Origin of the sequence: Pseudomonas sp. REB1044 (genome assembly GCF_038813925.1) — a bacterium.
Classification (GTDB): domain Bacteria; phylum Pseudomonadota; class Gammaproteobacteria; order Pseudomonadales; family Pseudomonadaceae; genus Aquipseudomonas; species Aquipseudomonas boreofloridensis.
In genome coordinates this window covers 176,015-200,573 of the sequence record NZ_CP046139.1, presented here as the reverse complement: position 1 = coordinate 200,573, position 24,559 = coordinate 176,015, and the positions used below count along the sequence as shown (strand labels likewise).

21 protein-coding genes are annotated in these 24,559 nt (G+C 65.1%); 9 read left to right on the top strand and 12 right to left on the bottom strand.

The window, feature by feature from the left end:
• Positions 1 to 473 precede the first annotated feature (473 nt).
• The gene (locus GKC70_RS00950) at positions 474 to 1,850 is read left to right on the top strand and encodes a glutamine synthetase family protein (protein WP_029614915.1); all 1,377 of its coding nucleotides are present in this window, start codon (positions 474 to 476) and stop codon (positions 1,848 to 1,850) included.
• Between the two features lie 239 nt (positions 1,851 to 2,089).
• Here the strand turns inward: GKC70_RS00950 and argA are convergent, their stop codons facing one another.
• A complete protein-coding gene (gene argA, locus GKC70_RS00945) occupies positions 2,090 to 3,388 on the bottom strand; it encodes an amino-acid N-acetyltransferase (RefSeq protein WP_342650177.1) in 1,299 nt (432 codons plus the stop codon).
• Between the two features lie 124 nt (positions 3,389 to 3,512).
• Complete coding sequence (gene argE / locus GKC70_RS00940; protein ID WP_039581751.1) at positions 3,513 to 4,655, bottom strand: acetylornithine deacetylase; 1,143 nt, start codon at positions 4,653 to 4,655, stop codon at positions 3,513 to 3,515.
• A gap of 103 nt (positions 4,656 to 4,758) precedes the next feature.
• Between argE and GKC70_RS00935 the strand changes: the two genes are divergently transcribed.
• On the top strand, positions 4,759 to 6,174 hold the full coding sequence (locus GKC70_RS00935; protein WP_342650176.1) for a CYTH domain-containing protein: 1,416 nt from the start codon (positions 4,759 to 4,761) through the stop codon (positions 6,172 to 6,174).
• A 24-nt stretch (positions 6,175 to 6,198) separates the two neighbouring features.
• Here the strand turns inward: GKC70_RS00935 and GKC70_RS00930 are convergent, their stop codons facing one another.
• Positions 6,199 to 7,254: a phosphorylcholine phosphatase gene (locus GKC70_RS00930; RefSeq protein ID WP_039581757.1), complete on the bottom strand. Its 1,056-nt coding sequence runs from the start codon at positions 7,252 to 7,254 to the stop codon at positions 6,199 to 6,201.
• A 244-nt stretch (positions 7,255 to 7,498) separates the two neighbouring features.
• Between GKC70_RS00930 and GKC70_RS00925 the strand changes: the two genes are divergently transcribed.
• Entirely contained in the window at positions 7,499 to 8,890 is a 1,392-nt protein-coding gene (locus GKC70_RS00925) for an L-cystine transporter (RefSeq protein ID WP_295486464.1), read from the top strand.
• A 31-nt stretch (positions 8,891 to 8,921) separates the two neighbouring features.
• Here the strand turns inward: GKC70_RS00925 and GKC70_RS00920 are convergent, their stop codons facing one another.
• Entirely contained in the window at positions 8,922 to 9,437 is a 516-nt protein-coding gene (locus GKC70_RS00920) for a dihydrofolate reductase (protein WP_342650175.1), read from the bottom strand.
• A gap of 65 nt (positions 9,438 to 9,502) precedes the next feature.
• Here GKC70_RS00920 and GKC70_RS00915 point away from each other — a divergent pair, with 65 nt between their 5' ends.
• The 3 genes from GKC70_RS00915 to GKC70_RS00905 all read left to right on the top strand — a co-directional run bounded on the left by GKC70_RS00915 (position 9,503) and on the right by GKC70_RS00905 (position 12,727).
• Entirely contained in the window at positions 9,503 to 10,882 is a 1,380-nt protein-coding gene (locus GKC70_RS00915; protein ID WP_342650174.1) for a DUF2868 domain-containing protein, read from the top strand.
• Complete coding sequence (locus GKC70_RS00910) at positions 10,875 to 12,242, top strand: GTPase/DUF3482 domain-containing protein (RefSeq protein WP_342650173.1); 1,368 nt, start codon at positions 10,875 to 10,877, stop codon at positions 12,240 to 12,242. Before GKC70_RS00915 ends, GKC70_RS00910 begins: the two co-directional genes overlap by 8 nt.
• Positions 12,243 to 12,331: 89 nt before the next feature.
• Entirely contained in the window at positions 12,332 to 12,727 is a 396-nt protein-coding gene (locus GKC70_RS00905) for a hypothetical protein (RefSeq protein ID WP_342650172.1), read from the top strand.
• Here GKC70_RS00905 and GKC70_RS00900 read toward each other — a convergent pair.
• The 4 genes from GKC70_RS00900 to GKC70_RS00885 form a co-directional block, all read right to left on the bottom strand.
• A complete protein-coding gene (locus tag GKC70_RS00900) occupies positions 12,724 to 13,746 on the bottom strand; it encodes a putative 2-aminoethylphosphonate ABC transporter substrate-binding protein (protein ID WP_342650171.1) in 1,023 nt (340 codons plus the stop codon). The genes GKC70_RS00905 and GKC70_RS00900 overlap by 4 nt on opposite strands.
• A 29-nt stretch (positions 13,747 to 13,775) precedes the next feature.
• Positions 13,776 to 15,500 (bottom strand): putative 2-aminoethylphosphonate ABC transporter permease subunit, encoded by a 1,725-nt coding sequence (locus GKC70_RS00895; RefSeq protein WP_342650170.1) that lies wholly within the window; start codon positions 15,498 to 15,500, stop codon positions 13,776 to 13,778.
• A 1-nt stretch (position 15,501) separates the two neighbouring features.
• Entirely contained in the window at positions 15,502 to 16,560 is a 1,059-nt protein-coding gene (locus tag GKC70_RS00890) for a putative 2-aminoethylphosphonate ABC transporter ATP-binding protein (protein WP_342650169.1), read from the bottom strand.
• Between the two features lie 128 nt (positions 16,561 to 16,688).
• Positions 16,689 to 17,558: a LysR substrate-binding domain-containing protein gene (locus tag GKC70_RS00885; protein ID WP_317872136.1), complete on the bottom strand. Its 870-nt coding sequence runs from the start codon at positions 17,556 to 17,558 to the stop codon at positions 16,689 to 16,691.
• 105 nt (positions 17,559 to 17,663) lie between these two features.
• Here GKC70_RS00885 and GKC70_RS00880 point away from each other — a divergent pair, with 105 nt between their 5' ends.
• The gene (locus GKC70_RS00880; RefSeq protein ID WP_342650168.1) at positions 17,664 to 18,155 is read left to right on the top strand and encodes a hypothetical protein; all 492 of its coding nucleotides are present in this window, start codon (positions 17,664 to 17,666) and stop codon (positions 18,153 to 18,155) included.
• On the opposite strand, the gene GKC70_RS00875 is transcribed toward GKC70_RS00880, so the two are convergent.
• The gene (locus tag GKC70_RS00875; protein ID WP_342650167.1) at positions 18,144 to 20,426 is read right to left on the bottom strand and encodes a heavy metal translocating P-type ATPase; all 2,283 of its coding nucleotides are present in this window, start codon (positions 20,424 to 20,426) and stop codon (positions 18,144 to 18,146) included. The genes GKC70_RS00880 and GKC70_RS00875 overlap by 12 nt on opposite strands.
• 98 nt (positions 20,427 to 20,524) lie before the next feature.
• Between GKC70_RS00875 and cadR the strand changes: the two genes are divergently transcribed.
• Positions 20,525 to 20,968 (top strand): Cd(II)/Pb(II)-responsive transcriptional regulator, encoded by a 444-nt coding sequence (gene cadR / locus GKC70_RS00870; protein WP_342650166.1) that lies wholly within the window; start codon positions 20,525 to 20,527, stop codon positions 20,966 to 20,968.
• A gap of 72 nt (positions 20,969 to 21,040) precedes the next feature.
• Here cadR and GKC70_RS00865 read toward each other — a convergent pair whose 3' ends face one another.
• From GKC70_RS00865 to GKC70_RS00855, 3 genes are read right to left on the bottom strand one after another with little or no spacing between them, the layout of a single operon-like run.
• Positions 21,041 to 22,012: a thymidylate synthase gene (locus GKC70_RS00865; protein ID WP_342650165.1), complete on the bottom strand. Its 972-nt coding sequence runs from the start codon at positions 22,010 to 22,012 to the stop codon at positions 21,041 to 21,043.
• Positions 22,013 to 22,061: 49 nt separating this feature from the next.
• Complete coding sequence (lgt, locus tag GKC70_RS00860; RefSeq protein ID WP_116889794.1) at positions 22,062 to 22,871, bottom strand: prolipoprotein diacylglyceryl transferase; 810 nt, start codon at positions 22,869 to 22,871, stop codon at positions 22,062 to 22,064.
• Between the two features lie 10 nt (positions 22,872 to 22,881).
• Positions 22,882 to 23,664 carry a sulfite exporter TauE/SafE family protein gene (locus GKC70_RS00855; RefSeq protein ID WP_342650164.1) on the bottom strand — a complete coding sequence of 261 codons (783 nt, stop codon included), beginning with the start codon at positions 23,662 to 23,664 and terminating at the stop codon, positions 22,882 to 22,884.
• A gap of 131 nt (positions 23,665 to 23,795) precedes the next feature.
• Here GKC70_RS00855 and GKC70_RS00850 point away from each other — a divergent pair, with 131 nt between their 5' ends.
• Positions 23,796 to 24,542: an NRDE family protein gene (locus GKC70_RS00850; RefSeq protein WP_342650163.1), complete on the top strand. Its 747-nt coding sequence runs from the start codon at positions 23,796 to 23,798 to the stop codon at positions 24,540 to 24,542.
• Positions 24,543 to 24,559 lie beyond the last annotated feature (17 nt).

Sequence of the window (24,559 nt, the reverse complement as noted above, 5' to 3'; positions counted from 1 at the left end):
TAAACGGTAACGGGCAGGAAGCAGGAAAAGCGTGCAGTAAACTGCTACGGAGCGAGGGCCGAGCGTGCCGGTCGTCAATTATTGCGGCCAGTGCACGGCGGGTGCGGCACTGACGGGCAGGGACCGGGCGGCAAGCGTCGAAAAGACCTGGCTGCACCGTGCAGACAGCGCTTTCAGGTCGCGGCTGGCGGACCATGTGACCCTCGTATTATTACTGTTATGGGTTGCGATCGAGCTTAGCCTCGTTCATTTTTTTTCACAACACCCCCGTAAAAAATAAAATACGGCGACATCGCCGTAGCCCTTTCATACGGACTTGGCGGATAATGGCACGCCCTCCAATGCAGCAAAAATGCCGTTGACGTGCCATTTCAGGGCATCTGGAGCGCCGCTTGACATCAGTTTGGCTTTTCGATTGACTGGGTCTGCAAGCTCTCCTTGATTGATATTTTTAACAACAAAGGTGTTGCATCATGTCGGTACCCCCGCGTGCCGTTCAGCTTAACGAAGCGAACGCGTTCCTTAAGGAACATCCTGAGGTTCTCTACGTTGACCTTCTGATTGCAGATATGAATGGTGTGGTTCGTGGCAAGCGGATCGAACGCACGAGCCTTCACAAGGTTTACGAGAAAGGCATCAACCTGCCTGCCTCCCTCTTCGCCCTGGACATCAACGGTTCGACCGTCGAAAGCACAGGCCTGGGCCTGGACATCGGCGATGCCGACCGCATCTGCTATCCGATTCCGGACACCCTCTCCAACGAACCTTGGCAGAAGCGCCCGACTGCGCAACTGCTGATGACCATGCACGAACTCGAAGGCGAGCCGTTCTTCGCCGATCCACGGGAAGTGTTGCGCCAGGTGGTGAGCAAGTTCACCGACATGGGCCTGACCATCTGCGCGGCGTTCGAGCTGGAGTTCTACCTGATCGACCAGGAGAACGTGAATGGCCGTCCGCAGCCACCGCGCTCACCCATTTCCGGCAAGCGTCCGCAGTCGACTCAGGTCTACTTGATCGATGACCTGGACGAATACGCCGACTGCCTGCAGGACATCCTCGAAGGCGCGAAAGAGCAGGGCATCCCAGCCGACGCGATCGTCAAGGAAAGCGCCCCGGCGCAGTTCGAGGTCAACCTGCACCATGTGCCCGATCCGCTGAAGGCCTGCGACTATGCCGTGCTGCTCAAGCGCCTGATCAAGAACATCGCCTACGACCATGAAATGGACACCACCTTCATGGCCAAGCCCTACCCGGGCCAGGCGGGCAATGGCCTGCATGTGCACATTTCCGTGCTGGACAAGGATGGCAACAACATCTTCACCAGCGAGGATCCCGAGCAGAACGCCGCGCTTCGTCACGCGGTCGGCGGTGTGCTCGAGACCCTGCCCGCCTCCATGGCGTTCCTGTGCCCCAACGTCAACTCCTACCGCCGCTTCGGCGCACAGTTCTACGTGCCGAATGCGCCGAGCTGGGGCCTGGACAACCGCACCGTGGCCTTGCGCGTGCCGACCGGCTCGCCGGATGCGGTGCGCATCGAGCACCGCGTGGCCGGTGCTGACGCCAACCCGTACCTGATGATGGCCGCGGTCCTGGCCGGTGTGCACCACGGCCTGACCCACCAGATCGAACCGGGCCAACCGATCGAAGGCAACTCCTACGAGCAGTTGGAGCAAAGCCTGCCGAACAACCTGCGCGATGCCCTGCGCGAGCTGGACGACAGCGAGATCCTGAACAAGTACATCGATCCGAAGTACATCGACATCTTCGTCGCGTGCAAGGAGAGCGAGCTGGAGGAGTTCGAACACTCGATCTCCGACCTCGAGTACAACTGGTATCTGCACACCGTGTAACTGAAAACGCCGCCCTCTGGGGCGTAACGCGGTTCACTTAAGATCTGTATTGCTGGAATTGGGGCTGCTGCGCAGCCCATCGCGGCACAAGGCCGCTCCCACAGGAGCCGTATAAACCCATATTTTTGGGTTCACGCGGACGTTGTGGGAGCGGCCTTGTGCCGCGAAAGGGCCGCGAAGCGGCCCCAGCACTCTTTAAGTGAACCGCATTAGCCCTATGGGGCGGCGTTTTTTCAGGTTTACAACGCCTTCTCGAAAATCTTCGAATTGCGCTGGAAGTTGTACAGCGAAGCCCGCGCTGCCGGGAGCCGCTCCACCCCACTGGGCTGGAAGCCGCGTTCGCGGAACCAGTGCGCCGTGCGCGTCGTCAGCACGAACAAGGTTTTCAGACCTGCCTGCCGCGCCCGCGTCTCGATGCGTTCGAGCAGGTCGTCGCCGCGCCCGCCGTGGCGGTATTCGGGGTTCACCGCCAGACACGCCAGCTCCCCCGCGTCGGACTCGGCGATCGGGTACAGCGCCGCGCAGGCGATGATCATGCCGTCGCGCTCGACCACGCTGAACTGCTCGATCTCACGCTCCAGCACCTCGCGCGAGCGCCGCACCAGAATGCCCTGCTCCTCCAGTGGGCTGATCAGTTCCAGCAAACCGCCGACGTCCTCGATGCTCGCCTCGCGGACGATCTCGAATTGCTCCTTGGCCACCAGCGTGCCGCCGCCGTCACGGGTGAACAGCTCGGTGAGCAGCGCGCCGTTCTCGGCATAGCTGACGATATGGCTGCGCGCCACACCGCCCTTGCAGGCTTCGGCTGCGGCGTCGAGCAGCTCGCCCTGGTAGTCGCTGCCCAGCCGTTGCAGGTGCGCCGGCACCTGTTGCGGGCGCAGTTCGCGCACCAGCTTGCCGTGCTCGTCGAGCAGGCCCGGCTCGGCACCGAACAGCAGCAGCTTGTCGGCGCCCAGCTCGATGGCCGCGCGGGTGGCGACGTCTTCACAGGCCAGGTTGAAGATTTCTCCGGTCGGCGAATAGCCCAGCGGCGACAGCAGCACGATGGTGCGCTCGTCCAGCAGGCGGCTGATGCCCTTGCGGTCGATGCGTCGCACCTCGCCGGTGTGGTGGTAGTCCACGCCCTCGAGCACACCGATGGGCCGTGCGGTGACCAGGTTGCCGCTGGCCACGCGCAGGCGCGAGCCCTGCATGGGCGAGGCGGAGATGTCCATCGACAAGCGTGCCTCGATGGCCAGGCGCAGCGCGCCGACGGCATCGATCACACAGTCCAGGGTCGGTGCATCGGTGATGCGCAGGCCGCGGTGGTAATGCGGGGCCAGACCACGCTCGGCCAGGCGGCTTTCGATTTGCGGGCGCGAGCCGTGGACCAGCACCAGGCGCACGCCGAGGCTGTGCAGCAGCACCAGGTCGTGGACGATGTTGCCGAAGTTGGGGTGTTCGACGCCATCGCCCGGCAGCATGACCACGAAGGTGCAGTCGCGGTGGGCATTGATGTACGGGGATGCATGACGCAGCCAGGTGACGTATTCGGGCATGACAGGGCCTGTGGCTAAGTGAACGAGACGGGTGAAGGCACACAACGGTGGAAAGTCATCGTCGGAACAGGCTTGCGGTCACGCGCGGTCTCCTCTGGGCAGGACGAATCTGGGCGTTGGATATTCAGCTCAGGCAATAGTGCCGGATCAGGTCGCGCAATACACGCACGGTAGGCTCGATACGTGACATTTCAAGGTACTCGCCGGGCTGGTGGGCGCAGGCGATGTCGCCAGGGCCGAGCACGATGGTCTGGCACCCGAGCTGCTGAAGATACGGCGCTTCGGTGCCGAAGGCCACGGCCTCGGCACGGTGGCCGGTGAGGCGTTCGGCCAGTTGCACCAGTTCGGTGTCAGCGGCCTGCTCGAACGGCGGCACCTCGGGGAACAGCGGCGCGTAATCGATGCGCACCTCATGCCGCTCGGCCAGCGGCACCAGCTTTTCGCGAATGGCCGCGCGCAGTTGCTCGACGTCCATGCCCGGCAGCGGGCGCAGGTCGAACTCCAGGGCGCACTGGCCGCAGATGCGGTTGGGGTTGTCGCCGCCATGGATGCAGCCCAGGTTCAGGGTCGGGGTGGGCACGCTGAACTGAGGGTTGCGGAAGGTCTGCTGCCACTGCTGACGCAGACCCATCAGTTCGCCCATCACCGCGTGCATGGCCTCCAGCGCGCTATGACCCAGGCTGGGATCCGACGAATGGCCGCTGCGCCCGAGAATGTCGATGCGGTCCATGAGGATGCCCTTGTGCATGCGGATCGGTTTGAGCCCGGTGGGCTCGCCGATCACCGCCGCCCGCCCGAGCGGCTGGCCGGCGTCGGCCAGGGCGCGAGCGCCGGACATGGAGCTTTCCTCGTCGCAGGTGGCGAGAATCAGCAGCGGCTGCTTGAAGTCGTGCTCCAGCAACGGCAGCACCGCTTCGATGACCAGGGCGAAGAAGCCTTTCATGTCGCAACTGCCCAGCCCAACCCAACGCCCGTCCACTTCCGTGAGCGTGAGCGGATCGGTTTTCCACAGTTGCTCGTCGAACGGCACGGTATCGCTGTGCCCCGCCAGCACTAGGCCGCCCGGCCCGCTGCCGCGGCTGGCCAGCAGGTTGAACTTGCCTGGGGTGACCTGCTGGATCTCGCAGCGAAAGCCCAGGTCGCCCAGCCAACCGGCCAGCAGGTCGATGACCGGGCGGTTGGACTGATCCAGCGCCTCCTGGGTGCAACTCACCGATGGCGCGGCGATCAGCGCGGCGAACTGGTCTTTGAGCGATGGCAACGGCATGCGCGGAATCCTCGGAAGCATGGCGGCCATCATAGCAATGCCGTCCCTTGACAGGGCAACTCCTGTAGACTCTGCGCCAACCACGCCTTCCTTCGAGCCAGCGATGCACACAGAAACCGAACTCAAGCTCCGCGCCAGCCGCGAGACCCTTGCCGCCCTGCGCGAGCACCCCTTGCTGAAGAAGCGCAACAAGTCCGGCTGGCAGACCCGCGAGCTGCTCAACCAGTACTTCGACACCCCCGAGCGCGACCTGGCGGCCGCGCGCGTGGCCCTGCGCCTGCGCCGCGACGGCGAGGTCATCATCCAGACCCTCAAGTGCCGCGGCCAGAGCGTCGCGGGGTTGTCGGAGCGCAACGAGTACGAGTGGCACCTGGACAAGGTCAAGCTGGACCTGAAGAAACTCGACGCCACCTGCTGGCCCGAGCAATTGGCCGAGCTGGACAAGAAGACCATCAAGCCGCTGTTCACCACCGACTTCACCCGTGAATATGCAGAAATCTCCTGGGGTCGCGGCAAGGCCAAGGTGGTGATCGAAGCCTCCCTGGACCAAGGCTTCGTGATCGCCGGCAAGCGCAAGGAAGCCATCTGCGAGCTGGAGCTGGAACTGCGCGAAGGCGCCCCGCAGGCCCTGCTGGAGCTGGCGGCCGAGCTGTCCGCCAGCCTGCCGCTGATGCCTTGCGACATCAGCAAGGCCGAGCGCGGCTATCGCCTGATGGAGCCGGACAGCTACGAGCTGGGCCTGCCGCAGGTGGAACTGGATGCCGAGATGAGCGTGGACGACGCTTACGCCGCGCTGGCCTGGCAACTGCTGGGCAGCAGCCAGCGTCTGGCCGAGCAATACCGCCACAACGGCCACTGGCGCCTGCTGCAGGACTGGGTGCAGTGCCTGGCCGAACTGCGGGCGCTGACCAGCAGCCTGGGTCAGGCCGCACCCCGCGCCAGCACCCGCGACCTGCGCAGCCGCCTGGACGCCCTGCTGGAAGACTGGCGGCCGCTGGTACAGGCCGGCAATCACGACGAAGACATTCGTCGCGCCGCGCCCGAGCAGTTCGCCGAAGAGCTCGAAGACACCCGCTGGGGCCAGTTCTCCCTGGAAACCTCGCGCTGGCTGCTGGCCCGTGCCTGGACCAGCGAGCGCAAGGGCCGCGGCGAGCGTCAGGGTTTGGCGCAGTTGGCCAGCTGGCTGCAGCATGAGCTGGGCGAGGAAGGCCGCGCGCTGAAGCTGCCGCTGTACATCCAGCGCCCGGAAGACCTCGGCGAGCAGTTGCCGCGCCTGGAACAACTGCTGGCCTGGCTGCGCCATGCGCGGCAGGTGCTCGAAGCCCCGCAACTGGATCGCCTGTACGGCGACCTGAAGAAGCTGCACGAGCTGGCCGAACAGCCGCTGGGCGAAACGGAGCCCGAGGCGCAGGATCAAGCGGCCGAAGACGCGCCTGCCCTGACCCTGCTCGAAGCGCGCATCGAACAGGCCCGCGCCATCGAGCAGAGCCGCGCCTGGAAGCATCTGCTCAAGGCCTGAGCCCCCGCCTTCGGGGCAGATCCTTTACTGGATCTGCTCCGGCGTGACGATCACCCAGTTCTTGTCCGCCGTCACCGGCAACCCTTCCTTGGCCTGCGCCGCCGCGTTCTTGGCAATCATGCCGTTCAACTGATCCATGTACTTGGCCTTGCGGTTGATCCACAAGTGGATGCCGCCCTTGTCCACGTCAACGCCATGAAACTGCATGTAGCCATCGCTGGTCGGGGTATCGCCGCCCACCAGCACCGGGCGCTTCCACTCGTCGATGTAGGTGAGGATCGCCGCCTGTTTACCGGCCATCCAGGTCGCCGGGGTCCACAGGTACGGGGTCAACTCCAGTCCTTCGTTGGCCTTGGCGTCGTAGTGACCGGCGCTGATCTGCTTGCGCGCCGTGGTCAGTGCGCCGCTGGCGCGGTCCTTGAGTAGCAGGCTGACGCCGATGACATTCTGCGGTTTGACGTTGTAGCCGTACTGGGGATCGGAGGCGACCATGCGCACCAGCTCTTCGGACGCCGCCGAGATCACGTAGACCTCGATGCCGTTCTCCATCAGCTTGTTGTACAGCTCGGCCTGACCCGCGAACACCTTGGGCGGCTGCACCTCGGTGGTCTTGCGCTGATCGCCTTCGAAATAGGTGGCCGGGATCGGCGTCTTCGACGCCATCAGCTCGTCCACCTGGACCTTCAGCTCTTTGAGCGTGAAGCCAGAGAACACCTGCGCCACCCAGGGGTAGCAGACCATGTCGTCGATTTCGCACAGGCGGTAGTAGTAACTGAACAGGCTCTCCTTGTGCTCGGCGGTGTCCTTGAACGGAATCAGCTTCAAGGAGGGGTCGAGCGTGTCGCGGGTCAGCAGGCCCTTGTTCTCCATGAACGGCAGCAGCGCTTCTTCAAGATCGTAGCGGTAGCTGGTGTTGTCCATGTCGAACACCGCGTAGTTGCCCTGGTTGGCATTGGCGGCGATCATCGCGTCGAGCTGTTTGGCGGCCTCGGCAGGCCAGTGCTTGAGCTCGGTGGCGGCCCAAGTGCTGGCGCTGAGCAGCAGGGCGAGGCTACCGGTTAGTAGTCGGGATACGGTCATGAGCTACGTTCTCCTGAGACGGGACCGCCGAAGCCTAATGCGGATTGATGACAGGCAGGCGTCTGACACCGACCTTTGAAAGGCTGCAAACGCCACGTTGATTGTCCATGAGCGACACCGCGTTATTCCATACGCGACTATGCACATTACCTTTAGGTATAAATTCGTTTGTTTTCAGCCTGTTAGCATTTCCGTTCGCAATCGCTCACAGAGGCGATCCCTACTTGTGCTTCACGGAGCTTCGATGAACCTGCCGCTTTCTCTCAACCTGCTGGCATTCCTGGCCTTGCTGCTGGGTCTGGCGCAAACCCGCCGTACCGACTGGAGCCTGGCCAAGAAGGTCCTCCTCGGCCTGGTGCTGGGCGTGCTGTTCGGCCTGGTGCTGCATACGCTGTACGGCGCCGGGCACCCGGTGCTCAAGGCCACCCTCGGCTGGCTGGACCTGGTCGGCAACGGCTACGTCGGCCTGCTGCAGATGATCGTCATGCCGCTGATCTTCGCGTCGATTCTCAGCGCCGTGGCGCGCTTGCACAACGCCTCGGCGCTGGGGCGGATCAGCGTCCTGAGCATCGGCACGCTGCTGCTGACCACCGCCATCGCCGCGCTGATCGGCATCGCCCTGACCAACCTGTTCGGCCTGAGCGCCGAGGGCCTGGTGGCCGGCGTGCAGGAAACAGCGCGCTTGCAGACCATCAACAGCGACTATGCCGGCAAGGTCGCCGACCTCGACATCCCGCGCCTGCTGCTGTCGTTCATTCCCAGCAATCCGGTGGGCGACCTGGCGCGGGCCAAGCCCACGTCGATCATCAGCGTGGTGATCTTCGCCGTGTTCCTCGGCCTGGCAGCGTTGCAGCTGATCAAGGATGACCAAGACAAGGGCCAGCGCGCGCTGTCGGCCATCGACGTGCTGCAGGCCTGGGTCATGCGCCTGGTGCGCCTGGTGATGAAGCTCACGCCCTACGGCGTGCTGGCATTGATGACCAAGGTGGTGGCCAGCTCCAACCTGGAGGACATCCTCAAGCTGGGCAGCTTCGTGGTGGTGTCCTACCTGGGCCTGGGACTGATGTTCGTGGTGCACGGGGTGATCCTGGCGCTGACCGGCGTCAGCCCGCTGCGTTTCCTGCGCAAGGTCTGGCCGGTGCTCACCTTCGCCTTCACCAGCCGCTCCAGCGCCGCCAGCATTCCGCTGAACATCGAGGCGCAGACCCAGCGCCTGGGCGTGCCGCCGTCGATCGCCAGCTTCAGCGCCTCGTTCGGCGCCACCATCGGCCAGAACGGCTGCGCCGGGCTGTACCCGGCGATGCTGGCGGTGATGGTCGCGCCGGCGGTGGGCATCGACACCTTCGATCCGCTGTGGATCGCCACCCTGGTGGCCATCGTCACCCTGAGTTCGGCCGGTGTGGCCGGGGTCGGCGGCGGCGCCACCTTCGCCGCGCTGATCGTGTTGCCGGCAATGGGTCTGCCCGTCGAGCTGGTGGCGCTGCTGATTTCGGTCGAGCCGTTGATCGACATGGGCCGCACGGCATTGAACGTGAACGGTTCGATGACCGCTGGCGTGGTCACCAGTCAGTTGCTCAAGCAGACCGACAAAGCCGTGCTGGCGGACGATGAACACGCCGAACTGAGCCATTCCTGAGCGTGAGCCTAGGGACGGCCATGCGCCGTTCCTAGCGCTTGTCCCACACCTCGAAGTGGTACACCGGTTTGCCTTCCTCGACCTGCCGCGCGGTCGAGGCGAGCGTCCACTGCGCCGGCTCGAACGCCGGGAACCAGGCATCGCCTGGCGGCGCCAGCTCCACCCGGGTCAGGTACATGCGACTCACCAAACCCTTTTCCAGCGCCTGCCCGTACAACTGCGCCCCGCCGATCAGCATCAGCTCTTCGACGCCCTGCTCGCGCGCCCACTGCTCGGCCCGTTGCACGGCCGCTTCCAGCGAGGCGAACACCTCGGCGCCCGGCAAGGTCAGCCCCGGCTGACGACTGACCACAAGGTTCAGCCGGCCCGGCAGTGGTCGGCCCAGCGAGTCCCAGGTCTTGCGGCCCATGATGATCGGCTTGCCCAGCGTGGTGGCCTTGAAATACTTGAAATCCCCCGGCAGGTGCCAGGGCATGGAGTTGTCGATACCGATCACGCGGTTCTCGGCGAGCGCCGCGATCAGGCTGAGGGGGAGTGATGTCTTCATGTCGGCGAGGATAGCACCCGGCGCCTGGGTTATGCTTGTGCCCGACCTGTGTACAGGAAGACCCCGTGACTGCACCCACCGAACTGGACCGCCGCTGGCTCACCGAAGCCGTGCGCCTGCGCGAAGAACAGGTCGGCCCCCTGGAAGACCAGGAGGCCAGCCGCCGCGCCCGCCAACAGGGCGGTGACCTGGCCACGCGCATCGAGACCCGTGCCCTATGGCTGGCCGAGCGCGACGGCATCAGCCAGGCCCTGCGCCACTGGAAACAAAGCGCGCGTTTGGCCCTGCTGGCGCTCATGCTCATCGCCGTGCTCAGCGGCGCCGGCCTTGGCCTGGCCGCTTTGGGCGATGGCCAACGACCAGTGAACGTGTTCTGGGCGTTGGGCAGCCTGCTGGGGCTGAACCTGGCACTGCTGCTTGGCTGGGCCTTGGGCTTTTTCTTCGCCGGCGAGCAGGGCGCCGCGCTCGGGCGGCTATGGCTGTGGCTCAGCGAACGCTTCGCCCGCGATGCCAAGGCTGCACACCTGGCGCCCGCCCTGCTGGTGCTGTTGCAGCGCCAACGCCTGAGCCGCTGGCTGCTGGGCCTGCTGGTGCATGGCCTGTGGCTGCTGGCCATGAGCGCGGCCCTGGGCATGCTGCTGGCGCTGCTGACGGCGCGGCGCTACGGCTTCGTCTGGGAAACCACCCTGCTCGCCCCCGAGCCTTTCATCGCCCTCACCCAAACCCTTGGCGCCCTGCCCTCGCTGCTGGGCTTCAGCGTGCCGGACGAGGCCATGATCCGCGCCAGCGGCGCGACGTCGCCGAGTCTGGACCTCGCCCGTCAGGCCTGGGCCAGTTGGCTGCTCGGCGTGGTGCTGGTGTACGGCTTGCTGCCGCGTCTGCTGCTGGCCAGCCTGTGTCTGTGGCGCTGGCATCAGGGGCGCCAACAGCTGACGCTGGACCTCGATCTGCCCGGTCATGCGCACTTGCGCGACGCGCTGATGCCGCACAGCGAGCGGCTTGGCGTACAGGACGCAGCGCCCGAACAGTTGCCGCAGTTCGCCGCCAGCCAACTGGAAGCCGGCAACAGTGGCGCCCTGCTGGTGGGCCTGGAGCTGGACGAACAGCGCACCTGGCCACCGACGCTGCCGGCAGCGATCACCGATGCCGGCGTGCTCGACTCCCGAGCCTCGCGCCACAAGCTCCTGGAGCAACTGAGCCGCTTCCCGCCCGCGCGCCTGCTGATCGCATGCGACCCGCAACGTTCGCCTGACCGCGGCAGCCTGGCGCTGCTCGCTGAACTGGCGCGCAACGCCGGCAGCACACGCATCTGGCTGCTGCCAACGCTTGCCGGACAAACCCCGGACGCCGCGCGCCTGGCCAACTGGCACGAGGCCCTGGATCGCCTCGGCCTGTCCCATACCGACACCTCCCCTTTGACCTGGCTGGAGCATGGCCATGACTGAGCCGCTGAAACTGGCCGTGGTCGGCCATACCAACGTCGGCAAGACCTCGCTGCTGCGCACGCTCACCCGCGATGTCGGCTTCGGCGAGGTGAGCCATCGGCCCAGTACCACACGCCATGTGGAAGGTGCGCGGCTGTCGGTGGAGGGCGAGCCGCTGCTGGAGCTTTACGACACCCCGGGCCTGGAAGATGCCATCGCCCTGCTCGATTACCTGGAGCGCCTCGAACGTCCGGGCGAACGCCTCGACGGCCCGGCGCGGCTGGAGCGTTTTCTGCAAGGCGCCGAGGCGCGCCAGCGCTTCGAGCAGGAGGCCAAGGTGCTGCGCCAGTTGCAGGCGAGCACGGCCGGGCTGTACGTGATCGACGCCCGCGAACCGGTCCTGGCCAAGTACCGCGACGAACTGGAAGTGCTGGCTGGCTGCGGCAAACCGCTGCTGCCGGTACTCAATTTCGTCGCCAGCGAGACGCACCGCGAGCCACAGTGGCGTGAAGCCCTGGCCCGCCTGGGGCTGCACGCGCTGGTGCGGTTCGACAGCGTGGCTCCGCCGGAGGATGGCGAGCGACGTCTGTACGAAAGCCTGGCCTTGATGCTGGAGGATGCACGTCCGGCCTTGCAGCGCCTGATCGACGACCAGCAGGCCCAGCGTGTGGCCCGCCAGCACAGCGGCAAGCGCCTGGTCGCTGAACTGCTGCTCGACTGCGCCGCCTGCCGACGCAGCGTCGAAGCCGAGACGGCCGCCGAAGCCAGGGCCATGGAAACCCTGCGCCAGGATGTGCGCCAGCGCGAACAGCGCTGCGTCGAGGCGCTGCTCAAGCTGTATGCCTTCCGCCGCGATGATGCCCACGCCAGCGACCTGCCGCTGCTCGACGGCCGCTGGGGCGACGACCTGTTCAACCCGGAAACCCTCAAGCTGCTGGGGGTGCGCCTGGGCAGCGGGGTAGCCGCTGGCGCTGCCGCCGGTGCCGGTGTCGACCTGCTGGTTGGCGGTCTGACCCTGGGCGCAGCCGCCCTGGCCGGCGCGATTGCAGGCGGCGCCTTGCAAACAGCGCGTAACTACGGCTCGCGCCTGATGGGCAAGTTCAAGGGCCGCCGCGAACTGACGGTCGACGACAGCGTGCTGCGCCTGCTGGCCCTGCGTCAGCAGCAACTGATGCAGGCGCTGGACAGCCGCGGCCATGCGGCCCAAGAGCGGGTGCACCTGGCCGAACTGGACGAGAAGGCCTGGCGTGAAGGCAAGCTGCCAGAGGCCCTGCGCCGAGCGCGGGCGCATCCGCAGTGGTCGACGCTCAATCCCGGGGCGCGGGTCAATCAGGCGGAGCGCCAGGAGCAGGTGGAAATCCTCAGCGGGCAGATCGCTTAGCGTCCGCACCTGATAATTCTGTCAGTAGCCGCCGAGCGCAGCGGGTTGCAGACTCCAAGCATCCACTCACGCCCTATGAGGTATGTGAAATGAGCCTGCATCTGAAGTCCAATGACCGTATGTTCGATGCGTACATCGCCGATTTCCAGGCGGACAAGGCTATCAGCCCACTGGAAAGCATCAAGATCCGTAACTCGGCCGACACCGAGATGGACACCTTGCTGGCGAGCCTCAAGAGCCACGTCAACGATGTGCTGAAAAAGGAACAGAAGCCTGAACTGGATTGGCCGCTGAAACGCCTGCAGATGAGCGCCGATATGCTGGTCGAGGACCTGCAGTTTCTGGCCAAGCTCATGCGCAATTCCAATCTGCAGCAGGACACTATCGACAACATCCGCACGGCGATCGAGCACCAACTGGTGTATGTGGTGTTCGCACACAACGCTTCGATCGACCGCGTGAAGGCCTTCAAGAAAAGCGGCTAAGGCGCCTGTTTCTCCGACTTGCCGTCATAACGCTTGCGCCATTCGGCCAAGATCTGGTCGCGATGCGTCGATGCCCAGACGAAGTCGTTCTTGATCAGACGCTGCTCATAGTCCGCTGGCAATTCGGTCTGTGGCTTGGCGATACCCGGCGCGGCGAGTACGGCGAAGTTTTCCTTGTACAGCGCCATCGCCACCGGGCTCGCCGAGAAGTCCGCCAGGCGCCGCGCCGCGTCGGCCTTGGGCGTGCCCTTGATCAGCGCGGTGGCTTCGATCTCCCAGCCCAGGCCTTCCTTGGGCAGCACGATGTCCAGCGGCGCGCCCTGGCGCTTGAGCTGCACGGCTGGGTATTCGAACGAGATGCCGATGGGGAATTCTCCTGCTGCTGCCAGCTTGCATGGCTTGGAGCCGGAATGAACGTACTGCCCGATGTTCTGGTGCAGCGCGTCCATGTACGCCCAGCCCTGCGCCTCGCCGAAGGTCTGCAGCCAGGCGCTGACATCGAGAAAGCCGGTTCCTGACGAGGCCGGGTTAGGCATGACGATCTTGCCCTTGTACTCAGGCTTGGTCAGGTCCTGCCAGCTCAGCGGTTTGCTCAGGCCCTGCTTTTCGGCCTCAACGGTGTTGAAGCACAAAGTTGCAGCCCAGACGTCCATGCCCACCCAGGCCGGAGGGTTGGCGGCATCGCGGTAGTTTGGCGCAATCTTGCCCAGGTCCTTGGGCGCATAGGGTTCGAGCATCCCGTGCTGGTCGAGAATGGCCAGGCTGGACGCCGCCAGGCCCCACACCGCGTCGGCCTGGGGGCGATCCTTTTCGGCCAGCAGCTTGGCGGTGATGATCCCGGTGGAGTCCCGCACCCATTTGATCTGAATATCCGGGTTGGCCTGTTCGAAGGCTTGCTTGTAGCGCTTGAGCTGCTCGGCCTCCAGCGCGGTGTAGACGGTCAGTTGAGTGGTCGCCGCCTGGGCCTGCAGGCTGAACACGGCGCAGACGACAGCGACAAGAGCGAGTGGCTTGAACATGAGTCGGTTCCTTGGAGTGGGCAGTCGGATCAGGGCATGGGGGGGCGCTGACGCCAGGCCTGGGAGCGGCGCAGCAACCCCCGTGAGGCGGCGGCCAGCAGCAGCGAGGCGCTGGCGCTGGTCAGCAGGATCAAAGTGGACATGGCGGCAGCGCCACCGACATTGCCGGCATCGTCCATGTTCAGCACGGCGACGGCGGCCAGAAGGGTGTCCGGGCTGTAGAGGAAGATCGCCGCCGACACCGTGGTCATCGCCGAGACGAACAGGTAGCGCACGATGTCCAGCAACGCCGGCAGGCAGATCGGCACGCTGACCCGCAGGAAGTGCCGGTACAGCGGCGCCTTGAGCGACAGCGCGGCGGCCTCGAACTCACCGTCGAGCTGACGCAGGGCAGTGCTGGCGGTCATCTGCGCAGTGGTCAGGTAGTGCGCGATGGTGCACAACACCAGCAGCGACAAGCTGCCGTAGAACACATGCAGTGGATTGCCCGGCAGATTGAAGAAGAAAACGTAGCCCAGCCCCAGCACCAGCCCCGGCACCGCCATGGGGATGAAGCTGAGCAGGCGCAGGCTCTGGGTGAGCAGGCGCTGGCCATGGGTCTTCTCCATGAGGTAGGCGCCGGTGAAGATCACCAGGCTGCCGATCAGCGCGCTGCACAGCGCCAGTGTCACGCTGTTGCGGTAGGCCAGCCAGCCACCGCCAGCGGTGTCCTCGAACAGGTAGTGCTTGAACGACAGGGTCAGGTTGTAGGGCCAGAAGGTGACCAGCGAGGCGTACACGGCCATGCCGATCACCGCCAACAGCGCCGCGCAGACCACCAGTACCAGCACCAGGAAGACGGCATCGCGCGCCCGCGACGGTGACGGCACGAAGACCTCGGCCCTCCCGCTCATGGCCTGGCTTTGCCGCCGACGCAGCCAGGCATCGACGGCAAAACTGAGCAGCGCGGGCACCAGCAGGACCATGCCGATCAGCGCACCGCGGCCGAACTGCTGTTGGCCGACCACCGCCTTGTAGGCCTCCAGGGCCAATACCTGATAGTCGCCGCCGACCACCACGGGCACGCCAAAATCAGTGATGGTCAGGGTGAAGACCAGGCAGAATGCGGCGAACACCGCTTGCCGCGTCGCGGGCCAGGTAATGCTGCGAAACGTCCGCCAGGGCCCTGCGCCCATGCTCGAAGCGGCATCGAACAGCCGCGCGTCGGCCAGCGACAAGGCCGACAGCAGAATCATCAGCGCATGCGGGAAGGTGTAGATGGCTTCGCCCAGCACGATGCCCCAGAAGCCGTAGATGTTGTCGTTCAGCAGCCCGCGCAGCAGGCCCTGGTTGCCGAACAGATAGACCAGCGCGATGGCCGACAGCATCGAAGGGGCCAACAGCGGCAACAGGGAGATGCCCCGCCACAGGCCCTTGGCCGGAATGAGCGTGCGTTGCAAGGCGTAGGCGAACAGGTAGGCCAGTGGCACCACGATCAGCGCCACACTCAGGCCTACCGTCAGGCTGTTGCCGATCAGCCAGTGGAAGTGGGCGCTGGCAAATAATTCACCCGCCGCCTGCAGGCCACCGCCCTGGCCCGCGTCGCCACTGAAGCCGCGCCAGAAGATCGCCAGCAGCGGCAGCAGCACCGCCAGCAGCAGAAGCACCAGCAGCAGAGCCTTGCCACCGACCACGAAGACCCGGTCACCGAGCGCGACACCCGCGCGCGCTCCAGCCTTGGCAGACGGCGAGGACACGGATATTGACAGGCCCATCTCAGGCGAACACCTGCAGGCTCTGAGGCGGCAATGCCACCCAGATGTCCTGCGAGCGCAGCCGAGGCATGACCTCAGGTGCCAGCTCGGCGAGCAAGGCATGGCCCGGCAGCGCCTGCAACTCGAAGCTCAGGCGGCAGCGATTACCGAGGAAGGTGATTTCGCGGACCTTGGCCGGAAACAGGTTTTCTTCATGCACGGCGGGGTTGACCGTGATCGTTTCCGGACGGCAGAACAGCCTGCCGCTACGAGCCTTGCCCGCGCCCGGCGCCAGGCGCAGGTTCAGGCCTCCGACCCGGGCGTGCTGGTCGTCGTGGCGCTGGAACGGCAGCCAGTTGCCCTGGCCGACGAACTCGGCGACGAAGGGTGTGGCGGGTCGGTCGTAGATGGCCTGCGCAGTGCCGTACTGCTCGACCTGGCCGTTGTTCATCACCGCAATACGGTCGGCCATCAGCATGGCTTCATCCTGGTTGTGGGTGACCATCAGCGTGGTGATGCCGAGCTGACGTTGCAGTTGGCGCAGTTCACCGCACAGGTGCTCACGCACCCGAGCGTCGAGCGCCGACATCGGCTCGTCGAGCAGCAACAGCGAGGGGGCTGGCGCCAGGGCGCGGGCCAGCGCCACCCGCTGCTGCTGGCCGCCGGACAACTGGCTGGGGTACTTCTTCTCGCTACCGGTCAGGCCGACCAGCGCGAGCATCTCCCCCACCCGTTGGCGTGACGCGCCCCGACCGCAACCGTTCAGGCCATAGGCGATGTTGGCTTCGACGGAGAGATTGGGAAACAGCGCATAGGACTGAAACAGGATGCCGTAGTCGCGCGCCTGGGGCGGCAGTTCGGAGATGTCCCGCTCGCCAATGGACAAGGTGCCCTGGTCCTGGTGTTCCAACCCGGCGATGCAGCGTAGCAGCGTGGTCTTGCCGCAGCCGGAGGGGCCGAGCAGGCACACCAGCTCGCCGGCGGCGACGTCCAGGCTGACGTCGTTCAGCGCGGTGAATGCGCCGAAGCGCTTGTGAATGCCGCGCACGTGCAGGTGCGTGCCGGGAGTTGCGAGGTTCATGGCAAGGCCTCATCGAAGATGATGGAGCCATGCTAGGAATGCCGTGCGAAGGTTGCGTGGCGGTTGGGGCAAAGTGAGCGATGGTGGTATTGGCAGATTTGGGTTGGCGCGGGCTTTTCACACCGCGTCTAGAACCCGACTCCCGCCACTTCCTGGGCAACGCCCAGAAACGCGGCCGGCAAGCGCGCCTGTCGACGCTCCTTCAGGCAGTACAGGTACTCGTGCATCACCGGCGCATGCTCCAGGGTGAGCACGCGCAGTTCCGGGGTCAGGGGCACTTCATGGCGGGCGATGACACTGACGCCGATATTGCGCAGCACCCCTTCACGGATCGACTCGCGACTGCCGATCTCCAGCAACGCGCCCGCCTTGACGCCAGCCTCGTCGAGCAGCCGTTCGGTAAGCTGACGCGTGGTCGAGCCGCGTTCGCGCATCAGCAGGCAGTGCCCGGCGAGCGCCTCGATGGTCACGTGCTGGCGCTGCGCCAACGGATGGCTACGGTGCACCGCCACCACCAGCGGATCGCTGCCCAACAGCCGCCGAACCAAGCGCGCATCCTCGACACACTGCGACGAGGCAGCGACATCCACGCGGTAGTCTTCGAGCATCTCCAGCACCTGCTGAGAGTTGCCGATCTCGACAGTCACCTCGACCTGCGGCAGCCGCTCACGAAAAACCTTCACCAGGTCGAGCATGTAGTACGGCGCCGTAGCCGCCAGACGCAGGCTGCCCTGCCCCTGGGCACCATTGCGCAGCTCGAACTCGATGTCCGCTTCCTGCTGCAGCAGCGCCTTGACCCGTGGCAGCAAGCGCACGCCTTCGTCGCTGAGCACCAGCCGCCGCCCGCCCCTGTAGAACAGTTCGATGCCGTACTGGCTTTCCAGGTTGCGCACCTGCGTGGTCACCGTCGGCTGACTCAGCCCAAGCTTCTTCGCCGCCTGAGTGATGCTGCCCAGACGCGCCACCATATAGAACGCCCTCAGCTCGGCGCTCAGCATAGGGGGCCGCCCCAGAGGGGCGGCCAGCCGCAAGCTCCGAGCGGCAAGCGGCAAGTCACAGCGGTCAGGCGTCGTCTCATCAATCGCACATTCCCCTCGATCAGCTTGAAGCTTGAGCCGCAAGTTTCGAGCTACAAGCGGCAAGTCACAGCGGTGCGGCGTCGCTTCATCAATCGCACATTCCCCTCGATCAGCTTGAAGCTTGAGCCGCAAGTTTCGAGCTACAAGCGGCAAGTCACAGCGGTGCGGCGTCGCTTCATCAATCGCACATTCCCCTCGATCAGCTTGAAGCTTGAGCCGCAAGTTTCGAGCTACAAGCGGCAAGTCACAGCGGTGCGGCGTCGCTTCATCAATCGCACATTCCCCTCGATCAGCTTGAAGCTTGAGCCGCAAGTTTCGAGCTACAAGCGGCAAGTCACAGCGGTGCGGCGTCGCTTCATCAATCGCACATTCCCCTCGATCAGCTTGAAGCTTGAGCCGCAAGTTTCGAGCTACAAGCGGCAAGTCACAGCGGTGCGGCGTCGCTTCATCAATCGCACATTCCCCTCGATCAGCTTGAAGCTTGCCGCTCAAAACTTGCCGCTGCTACTTACGTAGAAGTCGCAAGCCGTTGAAGACCACCAGCAGGCTCACGCCCATGTCGGCGAACACTGCCATCCACAGGGTGGCCAGGCCGGCGAAGGTCACGGCCAGGAAGATTGCCTTGACCCCCAGCGCCAGCACGATGTTCTGGATCAGAATGGCCGCGCTCTGGCGTGACAGCCTGACGAACGCCGGAATTTTGCGCAAGTCGTCGTCCATCAGCGCCACATCGGAGGTCTCGATGGCGGTGTCGGTGCCGGCGGCGGCCATGGCGAAACCGATCTCGGCGCGGGCCAGGGCCGGGGCGTCATTGATGCCGTCGCCGACCATGCCGACCCGATGCCCTTGGGCGTACAGGTCTTCGATGCTCTTGAGCTTATCGGCCGGCAGCAGATTGCCTTCGGCGCGGTCGATGCCGACCTGGGCGGCGATGGCCTGGGCCGTGTGCGGGTTATCGCCGGTCAGCATCAGCGTCTTGATACCCAGTTCATGCAGTTCAGCAATGGCCTGGCGGCTGCTGTCCTTGACCGTGTCGGCCACGGCGAACAGCGCCAGCGGACCGGAGCGGTCGAGCAGCAGCACCACGGTTTTGCCCTGACGCTCCAGCCGGTCCAGTTGTGCTTCCAGCGCAGAAGAGCACAGGCCCAGTTCCTCCACCAGGCGATGGTTGCCTAAGTGATAGACCTCACCGTCGATCTCGCCGCGCACGCCGCGCCCGGCCAGCGCCGCGAACTCGCTGACCGGGCTCAGGGCAATGTTCTGTTCGCGGCCATACTGGGCGATGGCGCGCGACACAGGATGGTCGGAGCGCTCACCGAGGCTGGCGGCGAGCGCCTGTGCACGGCTGTCGAAACGCGGGTCGAGCAGGGTGAAGTCGGTCTGCACCGGCTTGCCATGGGTGATGGTGCCGGTCTTGTCCAACGCCAGGTAATCGAGCTTGCGACCGCCTTCAAGGTAGATGCCGCCCTTGATCAGAATGCCCTTGCGCGCCGCCGCCGCCAGGCCGCTGACGATGGTCACCGGCGTGGAAATCACCAAGGCACAGGGGCACGCCACCACCAGCAGCACCAACGCGCGATAGACCCAGTCGAACCAGGCGCCGGCCATGAACAGCGGCGGAATCAACGCCACGGCCAGGGCGATGGCGAACACGGCCGGCGTGTAGACCCGCGAGAACTGATCGACGAAGCGCTGGGTCGGTGCCCGCGCGCCCTGTGCCTGCTCCACGGCCTTGATGATGCGCGCCAGGGTCGATTGCCCAGCGCCAGCCGTGACACGGTACTCGAGTGCCCCGGCCTGGTTGATGGTGCCCGCGAACAGCTTGTCGCCCAGGCCCTTCTCCACGGGCAGACTTTCGCCGGTGATCGGCGCCTGATCGACGCTGGACTGACCCTCGACCACCTCGCCGTCCAGCCCGATGCGCTCACCGGGACGCACCCGCACCCGCGCACCGATCGCCACCTCGCGCACCTCTACTTCACGCCACTGGCCATCGGCCTGCTGCACGGTGGCCATGTCCGGGGCGAGTTGCATGAGGCCGCTGATGGCGTTGCGCGCGCGATCCAACGAGCGCGCCTCGATCACCTCGGCGAGGGTAAACAGCACCATGACCATGGCCGCTTCCGGCCACTGACCGATCAGCACCGCACCGGTGACGGCAATGCTCATCAGCGCGTTGATGTTGAGGTTGCGGTTCTTCAGGGCGATCCAGCCCTTCTTGTAAGTGCCTAGGCCACAACCGAGGATAGCGGCCAGCGCCAGCGCGGCCACCAGCCACTCCGGCGCCAGACCGGAAAAGTGCACGACTTCTGCAGCGATGGCGGCCAATCCGGAGAGCACCAGCGGCCGCCAGCGGGTCTTGTGCGCGCCCGGCGCGCTGGCGCTACCGTCGTCTGCGTCGGCCAGGGGTTCGGCCTTCATGCCCAGGCTGTCGATGGCACGCACAATGGACGCGGTGTCGTCGAGAGTATGGCGCACGCCGAGGATACGGTTGATCAGGTTGAATTCCAGTTGCTCGATGCCGGCGAGCCTGCCCAGTTTGTCCTGGATCAGCGTCTGCTCGGTGGGGCAGTCCATGGCGTCGATGCGGAAGCGGCTCAGGTGCGCGCCGTCACTGGCTTTGTCGGTCAGTTGCACGAAGGCAGGCGCAGCCGCGCGGGTGCTGCAGCAACTGCCGCCGGGGCTGGCATGGGAGTGGCCATGGCCGCCGTGATCGTGCCCCTGGTGATCGTGTCCAAGATCGTGATCGTGCTCATGCGTATGGTGGTGACTGACCGGCTGGTTCATAGGTTGGCCCTGATCGAGAGTGCCCACTGACGGGGTGTTGTTGCCAAGTGAACACCCTGTAGCCACTATAGGGTCAAGCACTCAAGGGGGAACGCGCGATGAAGATCGGAGAATTGGCCAAGGTGACCGACTGCGCCGTGGAGACCATTCGCTACTACGAGCGTGAGGCATTGCTGCCCGAACCGGCCCGTAGCGAAGGCAATTACCGGCTGTATACCCAGGCGCACGTGGAGCGCCTGACCTTCATTCGCAACTGCCGCACCCTGGACATGACCCTCGACGAAATCCGCAGCCTGCTGCGCCTGCGCGACAGTCCCGAGGGCGCCTGCGGCAGCGTCAATGCGCTGATCGACGAGCATATCGAGCACGTACAGGCGAGGATCGACGGGCTGGCGGCGCTGCAACAGCAACTGGTGGAGTTGCGCCGGCAGTGCAATGTGCAGGGGGAGGAATGCGCGATTTTGCAGCAGTTGGAGGTCAATGGCGCGGTGACGGCGCTGGAGGTCGAGCATTCGCACGTGGGGCGTAGCCACGGGCATTGATCGGACTGGAGTCGGGATGTAGGAAGTCGCAGCGTTGCCGGGGATCGGTGCGCCCCGGCAGCGCGGTAGGAATCAGACCGCCATGGGCGCGGTCATCGGTGCATGGTGCTCATAGCCTTCGAGCCAGAAATCGCTCGGCTCGATCTTCTCCAGCCATTCGGGTTCGTACTTGCCCGTCTTGGCGAACTCCGGTACGCGCTCGCTGATCATCAGCTTCGGCGCTGCCAGCGGCTCACGCTTCATCTGCTCGTTGAGCATGTCCAGGTGGTTTTCGTACACATGGGCGTCGCCGATGAAGTAGGTGAACCAGCGTGGGGTATAGCCGGTGAGACGCCCGAACAGCGACAGCAGCGCCGCGCCCTCGGTGAGGTTGAACGGGGTGCCCAGGCCCAGGTCGTTGGAGCGGATGTACAGCGTCAGGGAGATTTCCCGGGTCTCGACATTGGGGTGGAACTGGTACAGCAGGTGGCACGGCGGCAAGGCCATTTCGTCGAGCTGGGCGCAGTTCCAGCCGTGGAACAGGATGCGTCGGCTGCCCGGATCGTTGGCGATGGTATCCAGGCACTGACGCACCTGGTCGATGGCCTTGTACAGGATGACGAACGCCTGGCCGTCCTCTTCGTCCTGGGCGATCTGACGGAATCCGGCCTGCTGCGCCTTTTCGATGGCGGCCGGGTTGCTCAGCGCGATGCGCTTGTAACCCGGCCACTGGCGCCATTGCACACCGTAGATTTCGCCGAGATCGTCATGGCCCTGACGGAACGGGTTGGCCAACCACTGGGCGTTTTCGTTGGCGTTCTGATCCCAGACCTTGCAGCCCAGCTCGCGGAACTCGCCGGCGTTCCTCACGCCGCGCAGGAAACCGACCATTTCGCCGATCGCCGACTTGAACGCCAGCTTGCGCGTGGTGATGGCCGGAAAGCCTTTCTGCAGATCGAAGCGCAGCATGGCGCCGGGCAGGCTGATGGTGCGGATGCCGGTGCGATTGCCCTGCAGCGTACCGTTGTCGATGACGTCACGGACCAGGTCTAGATACTGTTTCATGGCCTACCTGTGGCAAGCACGGCAGGGGGATCGCCCCTGCCGTGGGATTTCAGTGGGCGGGTGTCGCCGTGGGTTTGCGATTATAAGCCCACCAGATCAGGCCGAGGCCAGCGACGATCATCGGCACGCAGAGAATCTGACCCATGGTCAGCCAGCCCCAGGCCAGGTAGCCGAGCTGGGCGTCCGGCACGCGGACGAACTCGACGATGAAGCGGAAGATCCCGTAGAACAGCGCGAACATGCCGGAGACCGCCATGGTCGGACGCGGCTTGCGCGAGAACAGCCAGAGGATCGCGAACAGCGCCACGCCTTCGAGGGCGAACTGGTACAGCTGCGACGGGTGGCGCGGCAACTGCGCCGGGTCGCTGAACGGCGGGAAGATCATCGCCCACGGCACGTCGGTGGGCTTGCCCCACAGCTCGGCGTTGATGAAGTTGCCGATGCGCCCGGCCCCCAGGCCGATAGGCACCAGCGGCGCGACGAAGTCCATCAGCTCGAAGAACGACTTGTTGTTGCGCTTGCCGAACCACAAGGCCGCCAACATCACGCCGATGAAGCCGCCGTGGAACGACATGCCGCCCTTCCACACCTCGAAGATCAGGGTGGGGTTGGCCAGGTACTGGTGCAAGTCGTAGAACAGCACATAGCCCAGGCGCCCACCGACGATCACCCCCATCGACAGCCAGAACACCAGGTCGGACAGCTTTTCGCGGCTCCAGGTGGGATCGAAGCGGTTGAGTCGGCGGGTGGCGAGCAGCCAGGCGCCGCCAATGCCGATCAGGTACATCAGCCCGTACCAGTGGATTTTCAGCGGCCCGAGTGACAGGGCCACGGGGTCGATCTGCGGGTAAGGCAGCATGGAGGTTCCTCTAGATCAGAAAACTTAAGCCGACGCAGAACAGCAACGCGGCGAACAGACGCTTGAGCAGACGCGGCGACAACCGATGCGCCAGTCGTGCGCCGAAGCGGGCGAAAAACATGCTGGTGACGGCGATACCCATCAGCGCAGGCAAATACACATAACCCAGACTGTGCGCGGGCAGGTGCGGTTCGCCCCAGCCCAGCACCATGAAGCTCAGGGTGCTGGCCAGGGCGATCGGCAGACCGCAGGCCGACGAGGTGGCCACGGCCTGTTGCATGGACAGGCTGCGCCAGGTGAGGAAGGGTACGGTCAGCGAGCCGCCGCCGATGCCGAAGATCGCCGAGGCCCAGCCGATCACTCCGCCCGCACCGATCAGTCCAGGTTTGCCGGGGACACCGCCACGGCCCTTGGGCTTGAGGTCGAGCGTCATCTGCAGCGCCACCAGCAAGGCGAACACGCCGATGATCTTCTGCAACAGCGGGCCCTGGATCAACGAGGCGGTCTTGGCGCCGATCGCGGCACCGATGAGGATGCCGACCGTCATCCACAGGAACACCGGCCACTGCACGGCGCCCTTGCGATGGTGCTCGAGCACGGCGTTGATCGAAGTGAAGACGATGGTGGCCAGTGAGGTGCCGACGGCCAGATGGGTGAGAATCGACGCATCGAAGCCTTGCAGGGTGAAACTGAACACCAGCACCGGCACGATGATGATGCCGCCGCCCACGCCGAAAAGGCCGGCGAGCACACCGGCGCAGGCGCCCAACAGCAGATAAAGTACGAATTCCATTCGCAGGCCCAGAGAATGCGATCCGGCATGGTAACGGAAGCCGGGGCCACGGCTCTAGTGAACTCTGCGTCAGGTTGATGCGCGAGCGCCAGGCAGCCGCTACAGTGGCAGACTCAGCCAGAGGCCCCAGCATGTGCCTGATTCTATTCGCCTGGCGGCCGGGTCATGCCCAGCCGCTGATCGTCGCGGCCAACCGTGACGAGTTCTACGCCCGCCCTGCCCAGTCTCTGAGCGCCTGGGAAGACGCTCCGGGCGTGTATGCCGGTCGCGACCTGGAAGCCGGCGGCACGTGGCTGGGCATCGGCCCGGGTGGGCGCTTCGCGGCGCTGACCAATATTCGCGATCCGCGTCAGCCGCAGGGGGCGCGCTCGCGTGGCGAGTTGGTGGCGGCGTTTCTGCGTGGCGAGATGGTAGTGACGACGTACCTGCAGCAGGTCGCCGAACGCAGCAGCCACTATTCAGGGTTCAATCTGCTGGCCGGCGACGGCCAGGTGCTGGGCTATGTGAACGCGCACGAGGCGCTACCACGGCTGTTGCAGCCGGGCGTCTACGGGCTTTCCAACGCTGCGCTGGATACGCCGTGGCCGAAGCTGCTGAAGGCACGGCAAGCGTTCGCGGCGGCGTTGGAGACGCCCAGCGCGCAGTATTTTTTGGGAATATTGGCCGATGACGCGACGGCACCCGACGAGGCGTTGCCGGAGACGGGCGTTGGTCTGGCGACCGAGCGGCTGCTGTCGAGCGTGTTCATTGCCAGCCAGACCTACGGGACACGGGCGAGTACCGTATTGATCGTCGACGATCAGGGCAGAAGACGGATGATCGAGCGCAGCTATGGGCCGTTCGGCGGGCACTTGGGCGAAGTCGAAGTCAGCGCCTGACGCATCGGCGCCAGGCC

Bases quoted from the DNA above. Each gene is read 5' to 3' on its own strand.
- GKC70_RS00900 (WP_342650171.1), bottom strand. From the start codon at position 13,746: ATGTTCAAGCCACTCGCTCTTGTCGCTGTCGTCTGCGCCGTGTTCAGC.
- lgt (WP_116889794.1), bottom strand. From the start codon at position 22,871: ATGCTGCCTTACCCGCAGATCGACCCCGTGGCCCTGTCACTCGGGCCG.
- GKC70_RS00950 (WP_029614915.1), top strand. From the start codon at position 474: ATGTCGGTACCCCCGCGTGCCGTTCAGCTTAACGAAGCGAACGCGTTC.
- GKC70_RS00895 (WP_342650170.1), bottom strand. From the start codon at position 15,500: ATGGGCCTGTCAATATCCGTGTCCTCGCCGTCTGCCAAGGCTGGAGCG.
- argA (WP_342650177.1), bottom strand. From the start codon at position 3,388: ATGCCCGAATACGTCACCTGGCTGCGTCATGCATCCCCGTACATCAAT.
- GKC70_RS00885 (WP_317872136.1), bottom strand. From the start codon at position 17,558: ATGCTGAGCGCCGAGCTGAGGGCGTTCTATATGGTGGCGCGTCTGGGC.
- argE (WP_039581751.1), bottom strand. From the start codon at position 4,655: ATGCCGTTGCCATCGCTCAAAGACCAGTTCGCCGCGCTGATCGCCGCG.
- GKC70_RS00905 (WP_342650172.1), top strand. From the start codon at position 12,332: ATGAGCCTGCATCTGAAGTCCAATGACCGTATGTTCGATGCGTACATC.
- GKC70_RS00930 (WP_039581757.1), bottom strand. From the start codon at position 7,254: ATGACCGTATCCCGACTACTAACCGGTAGCCTCGCCCTGCTGCTCAGC.
- cadR (WP_342650166.1), top strand. From the start codon at position 20,525: ATGAAGATCGGAGAATTGGCCAAGGTGACCGACTGCGCCGTGGAGACC.
- GKC70_RS00855 (WP_342650164.1), bottom strand. From the start codon at position 23,664: ATGGAATTCGTACTTTATCTGCTGTTGGGCGCCTGCGCCGGTGTGCTC.
- GKC70_RS00920 (WP_342650175.1), bottom strand. From the start codon at position 9,437: ATGAAGACATCACTCCCCCTCAGCCTGATCGCGGCGCTCGCCGAGAAC.
- GKC70_RS00935 (WP_342650176.1), top strand. From the start codon at position 4,759: ATGCACACAGAAACCGAACTCAAGCTCCGCGCCAGCCGCGAGACCCTT.
- GKC70_RS00890 (WP_342650169.1), bottom strand. From the start codon at position 16,560: ATGAACCTCGCAACTCCCGGCACGCACCTGCACGTGCGCGGCATTCAC.
- GKC70_RS00910 (WP_342650173.1), top strand. From the start codon at position 10,875: ATGACTGAGCCGCTGAAACTGGCCGTGGTCGGCCATACCAACGTCGGC.
- GKC70_RS00875 (WP_342650167.1), bottom strand. From the start codon at position 20,426: ATGAACCAGCCGGTCAGTCACCACCATACGCATGAGCACGATCACGAT.
- GKC70_RS00865 (WP_342650165.1), bottom strand. From the start codon at position 22,012: ATGAAACAGTATCTAGACCTGGTCCGTGACGTCATCGACAACGGTACG.
- GKC70_RS00925 (WP_295486464.1), top strand. From the start codon at position 7,499: ATGAACCTGCCGCTTTCTCTCAACCTGCTGGCATTCCTGGCCTTGCTG.
- GKC70_RS00850 (WP_342650163.1), top strand. From the start codon at position 23,796: ATGTGCCTGATTCTATTCGCCTGGCGGCCGGGTCATGCCCAGCCGCTG.